The 16,828-nt window shown below is 47.9% G+C and carries 14 protein-coding genes; 10 read left to right on the plus strand and 4 right to left on the minus strand.

The window, feature by feature from the left end:
• The first annotated feature begins 64 nt into the window (after positions 1-64).
• Both ODZ53_RS10325 and ODZ53_RS10330 read left to right on the plus strand, forming a co-directional pair.
• A complete protein-coding gene (locus tag ODZ53_RS10325) occupies positions 65-553 on the plus strand; it encodes a DUF2199 domain-containing protein (RefSeq protein ID WP_372676862.1) in 489 nt (162 codons plus the stop codon).
• 162 nt (positions 554-715) lie between these two features.
• Positions 716-1,252, plus strand: coding sequence for a pyridoxamine 5'-phosphate oxidase family protein (locus ODZ53_RS10330; RefSeq protein WP_372676863.1), 537 nt, complete (start codon positions 716-718; stop codon positions 1,250-1,252).
• Here the strand turns inward: ODZ53_RS10330 and pdxR are convergent.
• A complete protein-coding gene (pdxR, locus tag ODZ53_RS10335; RefSeq protein ID WP_372676864.1) occupies positions 1,230-2,672 on the minus strand; it encodes a MocR-like pyridoxine biosynthesis transcription factor PdxR in 1,443 nt (480 codons plus the stop codon). The two genes, ODZ53_RS10330 and pdxR, sit on opposite strands and share 23 nt — an antisense overlap.
• Positions 2,673-2,904: 232 nt before the next feature.
• Here pdxR and hmpA point away from each other — a divergent pair, with 232 nt between their 5' ends.
• Positions 2,905-4,122, plus strand: a complete 1,218-nt coding sequence (gene hmpA / locus ODZ53_RS10340; protein WP_372676865.1) for an NO-inducible flavohemoprotein — start codon at positions 2,905-2,907, stop codon at positions 4,120-4,122.
• 25 nt (positions 4,123-4,147) lie between these two features.
• Here the strand turns inward: hmpA and ODZ53_RS10345 are convergent, their stop codons facing one another.
• Positions 4,148-4,657, minus strand: coding sequence for a Crp/Fnr family transcriptional regulator (locus ODZ53_RS10345; RefSeq protein ID WP_007722490.1), 510 nt, complete (start codon positions 4,655-4,657; stop codon positions 4,148-4,150).
• A 164-nt stretch (positions 4,658-4,821) separates the two neighbouring features.
• Here ODZ53_RS10345 and ODZ53_RS10350 point away from each other — a divergent pair, with 164 nt between their 5' ends.
• The 7 genes from ODZ53_RS10350 to ODZ53_RS10380 all read left to right on the plus strand — a co-directional run bounded on the left by ODZ53_RS10350 (position 4,822) and on the right by ODZ53_RS10380 (position 13,418).
• Positions 4,822-5,763: an MBL fold metallo-hydrolase gene (locus ODZ53_RS10350; RefSeq protein ID WP_372676866.1), complete on the plus strand. Its 942-nt coding sequence runs from the start codon at positions 4,822-4,824 to the stop codon at positions 5,761-5,763.
• Between the two features lie 124 nt (positions 5,764-5,887).
• Complete coding sequence (locus ODZ53_RS10355) at positions 5,888-7,678, plus strand: M3 family oligoendopeptidase (RefSeq protein ID WP_372676867.1); 1,791 nt, start codon at positions 5,888-5,890, stop codon at positions 7,676-7,678.
• Between the two features lie 181 nt (positions 7,679-7,859).
• On the plus strand, positions 7,860-8,822 hold the full coding sequence (locus ODZ53_RS10360; RefSeq protein WP_372676868.1) for a metal-dependent hydrolase: 963 nt from the start codon (positions 7,860-7,862) through the stop codon (positions 8,820-8,822).
• A gap of 449 nt (positions 8,823-9,271) precedes the next feature.
• Positions 9,272-10,192 carry an ArsR/SmtB family transcription factor gene (locus ODZ53_RS10365; RefSeq protein ID WP_372676869.1) on the plus strand — a complete coding sequence of 307 codons (921 nt, stop codon included), beginning with the start codon at positions 9,272-9,274 and terminating at the stop codon, positions 10,190-10,192.
• Between the two features lie 51 nt (positions 10,193-10,243).
• Positions 10,244-11,482 carry an MDR family MFS transporter gene (locus ODZ53_RS10370; RefSeq protein ID WP_372676870.1) on the plus strand — a complete coding sequence of 413 codons (1,239 nt, stop codon included), beginning with the start codon at positions 10,244-10,246 and terminating at the stop codon, positions 11,480-11,482.
• A 371-nt stretch (positions 11,483-11,853) separates the two neighbouring features.
• A complete protein-coding gene (locus ODZ53_RS10375) occupies positions 11,854-13,026 on the plus strand; it encodes a bis-aminopropyl spermidine synthase family protein (protein WP_372676871.1) in 1,173 nt (390 codons plus the stop codon).
• Between the two features lie 53 nt (positions 13,027-13,079).
• Entirely contained in the window at positions 13,080-13,418 is a 339-nt protein-coding gene (locus ODZ53_RS10380) for a DoxX family protein (RefSeq protein WP_087344269.1), read from the plus strand.
• Between the two features lie 47 nt (positions 13,419-13,465).
• On the opposite strand, the gene helD is transcribed toward ODZ53_RS10380, so the two are convergent.
• Together helD and ODZ53_RS10390 are read right to left on the minus strand one after the other, a co-directional pair.
• Positions 13,466-15,826, minus strand: coding sequence for an RNA polymerase recycling motor HelD (helD, locus tag ODZ53_RS10385; RefSeq protein ID WP_372676872.1), 2,361 nt, complete (start codon positions 15,824-15,826; stop codon positions 13,466-13,468).
• A 253-nt stretch (positions 15,827-16,079) separates the two neighbouring features.
• Positions 16,080-16,703: a DUF6143 family protein gene (locus ODZ53_RS10390; protein ID WP_372676873.1), complete on the minus strand. Its 624-nt coding sequence runs from the start codon at positions 16,701-16,703 to the stop codon at positions 16,080-16,082.
• Positions 16,704-16,828 lie beyond the last annotated feature (125 nt).

A 16,828-nucleotide genomic window follows, 5' to 3' on the forward strand; every position in this document is an offset into this window, starting at 1 on the left:
TCATGTCATGAATATGTGGTAATGTAAATAAAAAATCGGCGAGAAACGATAAGGAGCAAATAACATGAAATGCCCTCACTGTCACAACGAATTAAATGAAATTCCTTTCTGTTACGGAATAGAAGCGCCACATTATTTTTACATGGTACCAGAAGAGAAACGAACAGAATTAATAAAAGACTTTTGTGTAATTGATGAACAGCATTTCTTTATTAGAGGACATATTGAAATACCAATAATAGATAGTACTGAGAAATTTATATGGAGTGTTTGGGTTTCTCTTAGTGAAGAAAACTTTTTGAGATCGAATGAATTGCTACACGTAGAAGGAAGAGAAAATGAAGAACCTTATTTTGGCTGGTTATCGACTGAACTTTCCATCTATCCAGAAACCACCCTATCCTTAAAGACATGGGTACATACACAAAAAGTTGGTGCGGTTCCCTTAATAGAATTAGAACAAACGAATCATCCACTTGCAGTTGAGCAAAGAGAAGGAATTACAATGGAGAGAGTGAAAGAAATTGCCCATTTAATCAATCATACGGTGTAATAAGAAAATGCCTGCTGCCGGGATGTTCCGGCAGCTTTTTCGTTTTCTCATGCTTTAGACGATGGCTTATGGATTGCTTCAATCAGGTGGTTTTGGACGTATATCTTCACTCCAATGGCTGATAAACTTGCAGCATATTTCAAAAAAATAGGAGTGATAACAATGGATGGAGTGCGTTACAAAATGAGAGAAGTATTGGATAAGAGCAAGATTGAGACATTTTTGCAGCAAGCTAGAATCGGACATCTGGGAATGGTCGATGGTCATTTGCCGTATGTTGTTCCGCTCAATTTTGTTTGGACAAATGGGAAGCTTTATTTCCATGGTGCCACCGGCGGGAGAAGAAATCAGGTTGTGGATGCTAATCCAGAGGTCTGTTTTACGGTTTGTGAAGAATATGGAACGATTACTGATCCGGTGCCAGCTAAGACGGACACAGCGTATATGAGTGTAATAATTTTTGGCAAAGCTGAGCCTATCGTTGATCTGGATGAGGCTACACACATGTTACAAGAAATGATGAATAAGTATGTGCCAGGCTACTATAATCGGCCTTTACCCAAGCAGCACGTAGACAAATACCGTTCAGCAGTATTCGGTGGTCCGGTTCAGGTGTACCGAATAGATCCACAGTATATCACTGCGAAAGAAAATCCAATAGAAGAAGAAAAAATGTTCAAACCTGGTAAAACCGTGTAATCTCTGCAAGACGAAAAATGCCTTCTTCAATGGTGGATTCATCTACTTTAGCAAAACCCAGCACCCATCCTTTTCGATCGCTTTCCAAACAATACTTGCTAAGCGGATAAACACGGATTCCATTTTCGAGTGCGAGGATCGTCGCGGCTTCTTCATCAAACGATTGATCAGCTTCAAGAAGGATATGCAATCCCGTTTCTACGCCGCTTAGTGTGAAGTGTTCGCCGAGTCCTGTCGTGATGATGGCCTTCGTCATGGCTTCATGTCTGCGCCGATATACATTTCGAACCCGTCTCATATGGCGCATGAAATGACCATGCTCAATAAAATGAGTAAGCGTTAATTGCTCCATAATCGGAAGATGCCGATAGGTTAATTCATGGACTTGGGCGAGCTGGCGAATAGCCTCCTTAGGACCAACGATTGCTGATATTCGTATACCGGGAGCAATCATTTTGGAAAAACTCATCATATACAATGTGTTCTGAGGTCGCTGACTGAACAAGGTTGGAAGTGGGTCGCCGCGATATCGAAATTCGCTATCGTAATCATCCTCAACAATCCAAAACTGCTGCTCGGTAGCCATGTGTAACAATTGTTGCCTGCGAGGTTCCGACATAATGACTCCAACCGCACACTGGTGCGATGGCGTGACATAGACAAGCTTGGACCCCGGATGAATCTGGTCTACGCATAATCCGTACTCGTTAACTGGAACGGAGACAACTTCCATACGCCGATACTTCATTGCCATCCAGGCGGCAGGGAAGCCAGGATCTTCTACAGAAACGGTATCCCCTTCATGTAAAAGGGCTTGGGCGATCATATCGATGCTATGCTGTGCACCTGAGGTTAACATGATTTGATCGATATTTACATGAACGCCCCGTTCAAGTGACAAATAACGTTGAATTTGTTCTCGTAGCGGTTGGTATCCATAGGCATTGCCATAAGCCCAACTGTCCAGATTCGTTTCTGTGGAAGCCTGTAAAAACGAACGTCTCCAAATCTTTTGAAAATGCTCGTCCAAATATGGCTCATGGGGACTGAAATCGATCTCAACCTTTTGACGATCTTTGTCCCCGAACCAACCGTGCAAATGACCGATTGTAGCGTTTAATAAAGGCAATTCGGGAGGGACAGGTCCTTCGGGCGCAGCATCCTCTGAAGGACGAGTTGCATAAATCCATTCGCTAACTCTCGTTCCACCGCGGCGAGAGGTGACAGTGTAGCCGCGGCTGAATAACTCCTCATAAACAATCTGTATGGTTGAACGGGAAACGCCAATTAAAGAAGCGAGTTCGCGGGAGGGTAGTAGCAATTCACCTGGCTGCCATTTTCCAGAGGTAATATTATGGATTGCTTGGTCCAGCAGTTGCTGCCAGATTGGACGCTTGTCATCTCGGTTTACGGTTAGCATTCATTCACCTTCACTGTTTTTGATGGAATTTAATAACAAACCATTGGTTGCTATGCTATCATGGTCATCATTTTTTTTGCAACAAGACGGTTGGGGGACGACTTTTTCTTATGGTGTTTTGAAATTGTCACAAATCGTTTCGATTTCCTGTGACTAGAATCACATGTGTATCTATGAACCTCCCGTACACTTGAAATATAGAAAGAACGAAGCACTTCAAGGAGGTTCTACGATGTTAAGTCAAAAAACCATTGAAATCATAAAATCAACCGTTCCTGTACTAGAGGTGCACGGAACTGCCATTACAAAACGTTTTTATCAAATGATGTTTGCTAAGCACCCTGAGCTTCTCCATATTTTCAACCACGCCAATCAAAAACAAGGAAGACAGCAAGCAGCCCTAGCAAATGCGGTGTATGCTGCGGCTTTATATATTGATAAGCTGGAAACGATTTTGCCTGTTGTGAAGCAAATTGGACACAAGCACCGCAGTTTGGGAGTGAAGGCCGAACACTACCCGATCGTCGGGGAAAATCTCCTAGCTGCAATCAAAGACGTACTTGGGGATGCGGCTACGGACGAGATTTTACAGGCGTGGGCGGAAGCGTATGGGGTCATTGCGGATGCCTTCATCGGTGTAGAGCACGAAATGTATGAAGAGGCGAGCGGACAGCCTGGAGGATGGGTAGATTTCAGAGAGTTTATCGTCCAACGTAAGGTGAAGGAAAGCGACGTAATCACTTCCTTTTATCTGGTTCCGGCGGATGGTCAACCGATCTCCAGCTATGAGCCAGGACAGTATGTCAGCATCAAGGTAGAATTACCGGGCGAGCAATTTACGCATATTCGCCAGTACAGTCTCTCTGATGCACCTAGGAATGCGTACTACCGCATTTCTGTCAAACGCGAGGACGCGATGCAGGATAAGCCAGCAGGAAAAGTATCCGTTTTTTTGTCAGAGGAAGTGAAGGAAGGAGATAGTCTGCAGTTGTCTGCTCCGGCTGGAGATTTTATCTTGCAGCAAGAGGACAGCCGTCCGGTTGTGCTTCTCAGTGGTGGTGTTGGATTGACCCCAATGATCAGCATGCTGAACACACTGATCAAATCGGGAACAGACCGTCCGATCACCTTCATTCACGCTGCCAAAAACGGAAATGTGCATGCCATGAAGCAAGCAGTAGAGGAGTTGGCCGCAAAACATCCGCAGCTTTCTGTTCACTGGTGCTATACACAGCCGACCGAACAGGATCGATTGAACGGTGCTTTCCAGAAAGAAGGATATATCGACTTGCCGTGGCTGCAAAAGGTCATCGATACAAAAGAGGCGAGCTACTATTTCTGTGGTCCAATTCCATTCATGAAGACGATCAACGGTGCTCTGTTGGAATGGGGAGTGCCAGCAGAAGATATTCATTTTGAGTTTTTTGGTCCGGCAGCGGCCTTGGCATAAAATCAACCACGAAAAAAGCGTATGCTTACTCGCGATTCGCAGCTTGAGCGCGCAGCAGTCGATTTACCGTTTCGCGGCGAAGTCCGATGAGTTGACCGATTTCATCCTGAGTCAGCAACTCCGAAAGCGAGGCGACAGGAATGAATGTCTGAAACCAAAGCTGGAGCTTGCGAAGCTTTTCAGCAGGAGAGACTTCGGTCAATTGGTCGATACGCTGCTGCATCATCCTCAGCTTCCCTTGCAGCTGTAGTGCGATATCACGACACTTTTCAGGATGGTCATCCAGATGGCGATACCAATCCGGGGCAGACAGCACTTCGATCTCACAGGTCACGAGTGCGATTGCTGTCCCGTAATAGGGATTCGGGCTCATCAACGAATGATGCGGAATGATCTCATCTGGCACGATGATGTTGACCAGCGTCAATGCTCCGTCTGCATGTACCCGAACGATTTTTAACAGACCGCTCTTCAGATGGTAGAGCGGTCCTGTTTCTCCTTGTCGGAACAGGACTTCTCCCTTGTGCAGGATCATGGGTTCTCCTCGATTCTCTACGTTTTTCTCTAGCAATTATAGCAAGCCCGGCAGGAGGAAGTAAGCAATCGTAAAAAGCAGTTTGCCGCTTTTTTAGGCTTGCTACAGCAATGATGCCTTTTGCTATAATGGGGAAATCACAGTTGAATAAAGGGAGTTGTCTGATGCTCAACTTTTTTACATGGGTAGGCTCCATAGTGGGGGTTCTCACACTCGGATTGATTGGCTATGTGGTTTACCGCTACTGGTACCATATGGGACAGCTTCCGAAGCCGGAGTTTCGTCATCTGGATACGAAAAAACCAATGCCTGCCGACTGGAGTCACGATGAGGTTACGTTTACATGGATCGGCCACTCGACGATTCTGTTGAATATGTTTGGTACGAAAATACTGACAGATCCGGTTTTGGGCGAGAAGCTGGGGATTAATCTAGCAGGTGTCCATTTTGGTCCCAAGCGCTTTACACCTCCTGCCCTCGACTTTTCTGAACTTGGCGAGGTAGATATCATTTTGCTATCGCATGCCCATTTGGATCATGTCGATCTGCCAACCTTACAGAAAATAGCGAATCGATCCACACATGTCATTACAGCGCACCAGACGAGCAAACTGTTCAAGCATATGCCATTTGGTTCGCATGAGGAAATGCAGCCAGGTGAGGCCGTTACAACCAAAGAAGGACTGACGATTACGGCGATTCCTGTCCGACATTGGGGCAACCGTTTTCCATGGAATCATGAGTATGGCTACAACGGCTATATGATTGAGAAAAATGGTGTGCGCATCCTCTATCCCGGCGATACCGCATATATCTCCATGGAAAATTTGCCGAAGCAATTCGGGCCAATCGATCTGGTATTCATGCCGATTGGCGCCTACAAGCCAGACTCGTATCAGGCAGCGCATTGTACGCCAGAGCAAGCATGGCAAATGTTCAAGGAGACCAAAGCCAAGTGGCTGGTGCCTATTCATTGGAATACGTTTGTGCTATCGCGTGAGCCAGTTGATGAGCCGTTCGAGCGTCTGTTGGTAGCAGCGGGGGACGAGAGGGACAGGATTGTTGTTGAAAAACAAGGGGAGACGTTTTCGATCCCTGTTCAATAGGTGTGAAAAGCTAGCGACTGCTTACATGGCAGTCGCTTTTTTAACGATATGAATAAATGGGGAGGGAATAGCTACCTTATTATAGAAATATTTTTATCGAAGGAGTTTTTGAGGAGGGGTACATATGACAAAAGCATTGCCGCAACGCTGGGATATGGATGTGATTTTTCCTGGTGGCAGTGAATCAGAGGATTTTCGGGCGTTTTTAGTGACAGTGGAAGGGGATATTGCGAACCTGAAAGCGCGTTTCGAGCAATCTGGCGCTGGTTTGCATGAAACAGCCGCTTTCAAGGAAGTTGTTGCTCAAGTTCAAAGCATTGCCGTGCGAGTGAGACAAGCAGGTGCATTCATTTCCTGCCTGACTGCTCAAAATGTAAAGGATGAGCCTGCCAAGCTGATGGGTGGGCGTGTAAAAAGCATCTCGGCTGCATTTGGTGCAGTATTGACGCGATGGGAAGAACAACTGCTGGCTATCGACGAGGCTGCATGGGAGAATTTGTTGGCAGACGAAGAATTGCAATCGCTTGCTTTTGTGCTGAATGAGCGCCGCCGCCGTGCACAGGAAAAGCTGTCGCCTGAACAAGAAGTGCTGGCAAACGATTTAGCTGTTGACGGCTATCATGCTTGGCAAGACTTGTACAATGCGGTCGTGGGACGTATGAGCATTGAGGTTGAGGTCAATGGGGAGACGAAGCAGCTGTCCGTGGGGCAAGCTTCTAACCTGATGAGCAGTCCTGACCGTGCTGTGCGTTCTCATGTTTTTGAAAAGTGGAATGAAGCTTGGGGCAAGGAAACGGAGCTGTGCGCACAAGCGCTGAATCACTTGGGTGGTTTCCGTCTCTCTCTGTACCGTCATCGCGGCTGGGATTCCGTCCTGCGTGAGCCGCTGGATATTGGACGGATGCAGGAAAAAACACTCGACGCGATGTGGCAGGCTATCGACAATCGCAAAGATCGTCTGGTTGCCTACCTGGAGCGCAAGGCAAAGCTGCTCGGTGTAGACAAGCTGAGCTGGTACGATGTAGGTGCTCCGGTCGGTAAGGTACATAAAGAAGTGTCCTACGATGAAGCAGCTGCCCTGATCGTTGAGCAATTCAATCGCTTCAATCCAAGCATGGCTGAGTTTGCCCAAAAGGCATTCGATGAGGGCTGGATCGAGGCAGAGGATCGTTCTGGCAAGCGCCCAGGCGGATTCTGCACGAGCTTCCCAGTCAGTAAACAATCTCGCGTGTTCATGACGTATGCGGGAAGCGCAAGTAATGTATCCACACTGGCACATGAGCTGGGGCATGCGTATCATCAGCAAGTCATGTGGGATTTGCCCGCCCTTAACCAAAACTACGCGATGAACGTAGCGGAAACAGCATCGACCTTCGCAGAGATGATCCTCGCTGACGCTGCTGTGAAAAATGCAGCCAATGACGATGAAAAACTGGTGCTCTTGGAAGATAAGCTGCAATCCATCGTCGCGTTTTTCATGAACATCCACGCTCGCTTTATTTTCGAGAAAAACTTCTATGAGAAGCGCAAAGAAGGTCTCGTTAGTGCGGCTGATCTCGACCGACTCATGGAAGACGCGCAAAAGCAAGCGTACAACGGCGCTTTGGCAGATTACGAGCCGCATTTCTGGGCATCCAAGCTACATTTCTATATCACGTCGTACCCGTTCTACAACTTCCCGTACACATTCGGGTACTTGTTCAGCATGAGTGTCTATGCGCGTGCGCTTGAAGAAGGGGAGAGCTTCGCGCCGAAATACGATGCACTGCTCCAAGATACGGGCCGCCTGATGGTGGAAGACTTGGCGAAGAAGCATCTCGGCGAGGATATGACGACAGTTGAGTTCTGGCAAAAAGCTGTTGACCTGGCTGTGGCAGACATCGACGAATTCCTGCGCCTGACAGAAGAAGCATAAATGTACGAATAAATGAGTTCCAAGCAGTCTGTCACTATTCTGACAGGCTGCTTTTTTCGTTGAGAGATTGTTAACATTGCAGAAGAAATCTTCGGATAACATTTACCTGCGGTTTATAGAATCCTCGCTATTTTTTCGTACAGTAAAAGAGAAGGGAGTACTTGTAAAGGGAGGCATCGTAATGGACACTGGCAGTCATCTTTTGTTGGGTGTCACACTGGCGGGGTTAGCTCATATCACGCCGGCAGTGGCGAATGATCCGGCGCTTGCTCAGGCGCTGATGATCGCAACGGTAGTGGGTTCTCATGCCCCGGATTTCGACACTGTGGCCAGACTTCGCGGTATTTCTTTTTACATTCGCTTTCATCGAGGAATTACGCATTCGATTCCCGCCTTATTTCTGTGGCCCCTCATCATCAGTCTTTCTCTTGCCTGGGGGTTTGGGCTCATGGGGCAGTTCGGCATTTTGTACGGTTGGACGCTGTTAGCTGTTGTGCTGCATGTTTTTCTCGATATGCTAAACGCCTATGGAGTCCAATGTATTCGTCCTATTAGCAAGCGTTGGGTGCATTTGGATGTGCTCGCGATTTTTGAGCCATTGGTGTTCGCGGTTCATCTGACAGCGGCGATCTGGTGGATTGCTTTTAGAGGAGATCCTAGCGTGCTATTTCCGGTTGCATATGCCATAACGCTCGTGTATATTGGCGTGCGGGCTTGGCAGCATCACCGTAACGTCAAACGGGTAATAAGGGCATTGGAAACAAGGGGCATATCCCATGTGTTCCCGAGTATACATCCTTTTCACTGGCGATTCGTCGTTGAGACGGAGGAACTGTTTTACACAGGGAGAATCGAGTATGCACGTGTGATACTGGAGGATGTATATCCGAAGCAACAGCGTGATGCGATCATCCAGGCTACTGTCGGTGTGGATGGCGTTCGTGCTTTTCTCGGATTTGCTCAACGAATCCACGTTACGTGGAAGGAGATTGCCGACGGTTATGAAGTCACGTGGAGTGATGTGCGCTTTTGGTACAACCGCAAGCTGCCATTTGGCGTAGATGTTGTCTTGGATCGTGATTTGAACGTCGTTGATCATCGGTTGGGTTGGCGAAAAAAAGCGTGGGACCCGCCGTTTGTATAAGGGAAGCTAGTATAGGTAAGCCTCGTCAGTTAGTGAAACTGGGGGCTTACTTTTTTTGTGTGACCAAGGCACCTCAGCGTCTGCTTCTTGCATGGTTTCAGTAAAGCTTTTGCCAAAGGTTTAAGTGGTATCGATAAACCAACAAAGCTGGTAAGAAGAAAAAGCACAGGGCTCGTAGACCTTGACAACGCCTCCCCAGTTGGAACTTTCAAAAGGGGACCACGCTTGTCGAACACTTCTTCTTTGAGAAACTTCCGCCCGTAGGGTGGCTTTGGCTCGACGGTCCCCTTTTGGAAGTGGAGACGGACAGTAAATCCCCCTGCAGGCGTGTCAGAGTCGAAGAGCACTGTGCTTTTTCTTCTCCTCCACTATGTTGACCCCAAATGGAACTATGCAAAATCCACCAAGAATGATACACTGAAAAAAACTAAACGTTCGATGGTGATAGAATGGATAACTTATATTCGATAAGGGTAGAATGGTCTCCTGCGTATGAATGTATCATTAGCCTCTATACTTACATTTACGAGAAAGACCGCAAGCATAGTTTGCTTGGTACGGCTTGGTTAGAGGAAACAAAACAAAAGCTCCCGGCGTCTTTTGCAGATGAACTCGCAGATGAACGCTGGGAAGTACTTCACCGCTTGGTGCTGCTAGTAGCGCAATCACCACAGACCAAATCCGTTGAAGAATTTCTTGGGTGGCTGGAAAGCATTCCTCCCGGTGAAATTTATGAGCGCCTCGCGCCGTGGGTGGAGACAATCCCGCTGAACTTGGGAGAAATCCGTGATCGCAGCCTATCGTTGCTTACCCGGTGGAATGAGCATTATTTTTCGAAGATGGACCCACGCATTTTGGAGAGTCTGCAACGGAGCGCCGATGAGCTGACGGCCCGCGCCAAAGAAACGCCTCCAATCGACTTGATCGATCATGTTACAAACGGTATCTGGATTGAGCCGATGGCAGATTTGCGAGAGGTTGTACTGATCCCGCAATATCATTGTGCCCATTCTTCTGTTCTCGACTTTTATCGGGGGCTTGCCACTTGCATGTACCCTGTCAAAGATGCGGCAACGACCAAGCCACAGCCACTCTTGGAGCTGTTGCCTATTACACAGTGTCTGGCGGATGAGAAGCGCCTGCAAATTTTGCGCTGTCTGGCAAAAAAGACGTGCACGCTCGGTGAATTACAGAAGCAAGTATCTTTGGCAAAAAGCACCGTCCATCATCATGTAACGGCGTTGCGCAGAGCGGGGCTGATTCGTGCTCACTACACAGGAAGTACGACGATTTCCTACTACAGTCTGCGAGAAGCCTTTGTCGAGCGTCTCCCGGTCTTGCTTCGTTCCTTCTTCCATGCATCAGAGTGATTTTACTTACGGAAATAGCATGATTTTGTTGAGAGGGTAGGTTGAATCAGTATGAGCAAAATGAGGCAAGTGTGGGAGGCGTATCATCCGATTGTTCATCTGTTGATGGCAGGGACGGTGTTCGTTCAGCTCACCCAATCGATGAGTATCCCTTTTCTGGCTATCTATCTCGGTGAAACGACGAAGCTCTCCCACGCCTATATTGGGCTGATTATCGGGGCAGGTCCTTTGGCTGGAACAGTAGGGGGATTTGTTGGCGGGATTCTCTCAGATTTGTTTGGCAGACAAAAGCTGATGTTTTTTTCCTTGCTTGCTATGGCGTGCTCGATGATCGGCTTCATTACACTAGCACATCCGAGCGGTTTATTGGTAATCAGCATGGTTATGGGATTGGCGGCATCGATTTTTGCGACGGTTTCAAAAGCATTGATGGGCGATTTGACGCCCGAGCATAAACGTTTTCGTGTGTTCTCAAATCGCTATCTTGCGAGCAATCTGGGCTTCGCGATTGGTCCTATGCTCGGTGCTTTTTTTGGGATTTCCGGCAGCAATCTGGCGTTTATTCTGACTGCGGTATCCTTGGTGAGCTTTGCCGTCATTTTAGTAGTGGCATGTCGGAGATGCGGGGTCACCGATCACAGTGGGGAGAACGGAGAGGTGGAGCGAGCCAGTTTGGGTGAGATCTGGCAAGTACTCAGAAGGGATGTCGTCCTTCTTACCTTTGTCACAGGCGGAATCCTGTTAGTGACGGTGTACGGTCAGATGTCTGTTACGCTCTCCCAATACTTGCGGGAAAACTTTTCGGAGGGTGTCGCCTTGTTTGGAACCTTGATGAGCGTCAACGGATTTACCGTCTTGCTTTTGCAAATTCCAGTAACGAGGCTGGTTGAGCGGTATTCCTTGTTTGCGAGGATAGCAGGCGGTGCTGTATTGATGGCCATAGGAGAAGTTGGTTTTGCTTTTTCGTCAAATTGGGCTTGGTTTATGACAGCGATGATCGTTTTTACGCTCGGGGAAATTTTGATCATACCAGCGGAGTATGCGCAAATCGACGAGATCAGTCCCGTGAATATGAGAGGGACTTACTATGGGGCACAAAGCGCAACGATGCTCGGGAGCTTCCTTGGACCATGGGCAGGTGGTATGGTGCTCACCGCATATGGTGGCCCCGTGATGTTTGGGGTCATGGCAGTATTGGCGCTGGTCAGCTTGATCTTTTATTGGCTGGGACGCAGATTGCATGAACAGCGGAAGCAGCCTAGAAATGCGTTTGTAGAGACAGCCATGTAGCTTCTTGCCGATTGATTGATATTGCCGTATAATGGAAAGTATCTTTTTCAAAAGGGGACGTTTTGATGTCGGTGTGTGTTCTTAACTAAGTAACTGGATAGGGTACTCCCATTGTTTTTGGCAAAAACCTCATGTCATGTGAGTTTATTTGCTATGGAAAAAGGGATGCCTTGATTAGTTAAGAACTTACGGTCATCCATCTACCCATTTGCTCGACTACGGGAACCGTGCTCTTACGCACGGTTTTTTTGCGTGACTATCCACGCGCACGTAGCGAACGTATGCCCTCAAGGCGGAGATGAACGAATGTTCATGCTCTGCCTTTTTGCATGCATCGATGGGTCCATCCCTTTTGAAAAGAGGTATTCTACTTGAAAAATTATATCGAAGACACCTATAAACAAGTGCGTTTACAAGAAGGACAACGAGTGATCGAACAGTTTCTGCTTGCATGTTATTTTCATCCGGATTTGCCTACGAAAGAGCTGGCAAGAAAAGTACTCTTGCCTGTACCTGTGGCGACTGCGATTAAAAAAGAGCTGATTAAGGCAGGTGCCATACAGCAGGGGAGCGGGGTGAGATGCACCGCAGAAGGGGAGGCATTCATTGAGCAAAAGCTTGGGTATGGTGGGTTGGATCGAGAGCTGTACGAAAAGCTGATAAGAGACGACGAAGCTTGGAAAACTGAGCTGGCTGACTTGCAAGCCGAGATGGAGATGATTTTTGCTGGGCGTCCGCAAGTCGATGTACAGATCGATCAGTCCAAATGCACAGTCGAGACGAGTCTGCGCAGGGCACTCTTATGCTTGCGGTATCAGAGTTTGGTGGGCAAAAAAATATTATGTGTTGGGGATGATGATTTAGTCAGCATCTCGCTGGGACTTTTGCTCAAGCGCTTGTTTCCAGGGAATCAACAACGTCCAGAGCAAATTGACGTAGTCGATATCGATGAACGTTTTCTTCAGTACATTACGGATGTGTCCAAGCAAAAAGCATTAACCGTTGCCTGCCATCAGGCTGATTTGCGACAGCCTCTGCCGAAGAAGCTACAGGGTGGGTACGATTGCTTTTTTACTGATCCACCTTACACGCTGCAAGGAATGGCGCTGTTTTTATCCCGCGGAATCAGTGGGCTGCAAAAGCAAAAAGGACTGTCCATCTTCCTGTCCTTCGCGCATAAATCACCTGATTTTACGCTGAATATGCAACGGGAGTTCGTGCTGGCAGGCTTGACCGTACGAGAGGTGCTCAGTCATTTCAATGAATACGAAGCGGCGCAAATGATTGGAAACAAGGGACAGATGATCGTGCTTACCACAACAGAGCTGACGACTCCGACGATCAAGCATCCATTTCTGGAGTCGCTGTACACAGGCGAAGAGACTCCTTCCAAGCGTGAGTATCAATGCAAGCGTTGCAAAAGATCGATCCAGGTAGGGGCACAGGCAAAAATAGTGACGATCGAACAATTGAAAAAACGCGGCTGCCCTCGCTGCAAGCACCAAAGCTTTGAGCTGTTGTCCCGCCGAAGAGCACAAGACTGATTGTACACAAGTGGGCATATGGTAGTGGTGGAGGGGAGGGAGAATAAGAGAAGATGGCTTACGAAAAGGCGTTTTCTTTATTACGGATCGCGACGGGAATCTTGTTTTTCATCCATGGCATAGCCAAACTGCAAAAAGGGATGGCTAATGTTGTGACGACGTTTGGTGATCTCGGCTTGCCGGGATGGCTGGCGTATCTGGTGTTGATCGTAGAACTGCTCGGCGGCCTCGCGCTGATCATTGGGGTCGGGGCGAGATATGCCGCATGGGGATTAGCTGCGATCATGGCAGGTGCGATTGTGACAGTGAAATGGGCGAAAGGCTTTGTGGGCGGTTATGAGATGGATTTGATCCTGTTGCTTGTCACAATTTGTGTAGGTCTAAAAAAGTGAAAAAAAGATCCGGCTGAACCAGTAAGCGGTCAGCTGGATCTCTTTTTTTAAACAAACAGCTCGTAATACTCAGGAGAAACGTTATCTATAAATGGACTTTTTTCACCCGAATAGTAAAGGTGCAGCTCATGCATGGCACGTGTACATGCCGTATAAAAAAGCTTGCGTTCACTTTCTTCGCCATAGGATGTAGCGGAAGCATCATAAAGGATGACCGCATCGAACTCGACTCCTTTTGCCAAGTAAGAGGGAATGATCAAGATTCCTTTCTCAAAGGAAAGAGTAGCGGGCTTGATCAAGCGAATCGGCAATCTCTCTTGCAAAGCGTCATGAACGATTTGAGCTTCCTCTAGCGTTTTTGTGATAACAGCGATCGTTTGATGACCACGATCAGTGAGCTCACGTATGCGTGCTTCGATTTGATCGGTATGAGCTTGAGGGGATATCACCTTGGTTAGAGTTGGTAAGCGACCATCGCGCATAAAAGGCTCAATCATCTCCCCATTTCGCAAAAGTTGCCGCGTAAACAAGACGATGGGATAGGTGGAGCGGTAGCTTTTGGTCAGGACGAAGGTCTCCGTCTCTTCAGGCTCAAACAGGGATGTGACAGCATCAAAGCTATTTTGGTGATACGCATGGGCGTAAATCGCCTGATTCCAGTCTCCCAGCACAGTCATTTTGGCACGGGGAAACAAGCTCTTGATGAGAGCGAACTGAAAGGCGGAGTAGTCTTGGGCTTCATCGAGAAAGACATGACGGACGAGGTTGTTTGTCTGCTTGCCCTCCAATCGTTCCTGCAAATACAAATAAGGAGGGATGTCTTCGTATGCCAAATACTGTTGCTCTAAACGCTCTGCTGTTTGTTCGCACACTGCCGGCCACTTGTCTAATACATCGTGTTGGAGAGTACTTGGCGCAAGCGTCCCGAGCAAGTCAGGTGATAAAAAGAGCTGGCGGTAAATAGCGCGAGTATCAATAAATTGAAGCTCCCGGATAAAATCGCGCAGAGGCTGAAACTGTTTTTTGACGATCCAGTTGGCTAAGAGCTCCTGCTCGCGTTCGAAGTCATCGAAGGTATCCTCCCGAAACTGCTTTTTGCGGCGCAGCGATTGATAGGCAGCTACATACGAATCTCGGTCAAGCAGCTCCATTTCATCTTCTACCCATGGCTTTGATCGTTCGCGCTGTTCCATTTTTTTTAGCTCTGTCAGCAGTGATTTTGCAACGAGTACCATCCGATTGGGGATCGGCAGATTCGTATCGAGAGAATAAAACAGCTCATGGATGTGAGCCGCACTGATTAGCGTCTGATCCCTAAATGTAACAGGGAGAAACATGATTCCAGCTTGCTTCAAGCTATTCGCGTATTTATCCATGGCTTGCAAAAACAAGGCGCTTGACTTGAAACGGATCCCTTCCAGCCGCGCATCATATCCAGACTGATCACTTGCTGTCAGTACATACTCCATCTGTTCAAGCGGATTTTCCAGTTGGAAGTCGTCACCGAGCCGATGCTCCGCGTATTCCTGAAAAGTCGTTTGCTGCATATTTTCCTCGCCGAGCTCAGGAAGAACGGTCGAGACGTAGCTGTTAAACAAAGAGTTGGGCGAAAACAAGACGATTTGCTCTGCGGTCAATGTTTTGCGATAACGGTATAACAAATAAGCGATTCGTTGCAGGGCCGCAGACGTTTTCCCGCTACCGGCGGCTCCAGAGACGATGACGAGTCGGCTTCGTTCATTGCGGATGATGCGGTTTTGGTCCCGTTGGATCGTGGCCACGATGCTTTTCATCTGCGAGTCAGCCTGTTTGCCAAGTACCTCCTGAAGCAGTTCGTCGCCAATCGTCACGCCCGTATCGAACAGGTGCAGCAATTTGCCGTCGCGAATGATGTATTGTCTTTTGCACGTAATCTCTCCATTTACGCTACCGCCTGGTGTATTGTACTCGGCTGGCCCCGGCGAGTAGTCATAATACAGACTGGAGATCGGAGCGCGCCAGTCGTAAACGAGAAATTCCTCGTCGTTTTTATCCAGCAAAGAAGCAATGCCAAGGTAGATGGCTTCTGGCTTCGATTCCAGCTCTTCTTGAAAATCAATCCTGCCAAAATAGGGAGAGTGCAACAATCGCTGCAGCGTACGCAACTGATTTTGGGCATGGCGATGGATGCGTTCACGCTCGGACAGGACCTCAGCTTGCTGCTTGATACTGGCGTAAGTCTCGACAGCTTCAATGGCATCCTCGAAGTTGACTGTCACGTCGTCCCAAAAATGCTTGCGAATGCCGATGATATCCTCGCTCACGACATTCACATGCTCTTTCAGGTCATCTATTCGGTTCTTTATCTCTGAGATGACTTGTTCAACACGTTGTTGTTCGTTTTGCCGATCTTGATCAGTCACGCTCATGGTACCGCTCCTTTTTCGTTCCCCATTTTTGGCCTGAAGGTTTGACAATCGAAAGTGAATGTGATACTATTATATTGGAGATAAAATAGTTACATGTTTTCGATTGACCAACAGACCAATTCTCATTTTATCACGTGAAAATTGGCTTTTCAACATGGTATAGGAAAAATACAAAGTGAAATGACAGGGAACTCCTTTGGGGGTTCCCTTTTTTGTTGCGGCTAGACTTGTCCGTCAAGGATTCCGGCGAGAGCTACCCATATACGGGTTGTTCCCACCAGTCTATTGAAAAGGAGAAGGATGTCTTCTCACCTGCGTTTGGAACGCGAACGATGAGTGACATGCCAGGTCCGAGAATCCACTGTCCGCTAGGGGTCGCCTCAACGGTAGAGGATGCCGGAATGATTCGTGTGGCAGGATGAATGTGATCGGAAAAGGTATCTGTCATACCAGTGCCATGCAAAATTTGCCCTTGGGCGGCTGGACAAGCGGGGAGTTGAACATAACCAGAAGTCACTTGACGTGAGAGAGTCGTACCTGTGATTGAGGAGGCTTTGCCAAACAAGAAATGTGCTTCTATCGGGTGCGGGGATGGATTGGTGATCATCCAGTGATGGACAAATAAATGAACACTGGAGCGTAAGGGATTCGACAAGGCAGCAATCCCGATAGCCCCATCGCCCACGATTATTTTTTCCGACTGCCCCATGAAGTATTTGCATTGATCTGCCATCGACATCGCATACGGAATGTGAACACTCCGACTCAGTTGTTCCGTAGCAGAAGGAGTGGGAAACGGATAGTACCCCATCTGCATGTAGACATCTGGTATTCCGCCAAAAAAGTACGAGGGGCGGGTATAGGAGGGCTTTGTCATGATTTCCTCTCCTTGTGAGTGGGGTAATTGCTAACTCTACAGCATATGGCGATCGTCCATGGAGGGTGTCAGGAGTTGGCGTTATTGCCAGGCAGAGTTCCGCTGAAGTCATGGCGGAAAGAAAA

The sequence above is a fragment of the Brevibacillus sp. BD137 genome (assembly GCF_041644655.1).
Lineage (GTDB): Bacteria > Bacillota > Bacilli > Brevibacillales > Brevibacillaceae > Brevibacillus > Brevibacillus brevis_D.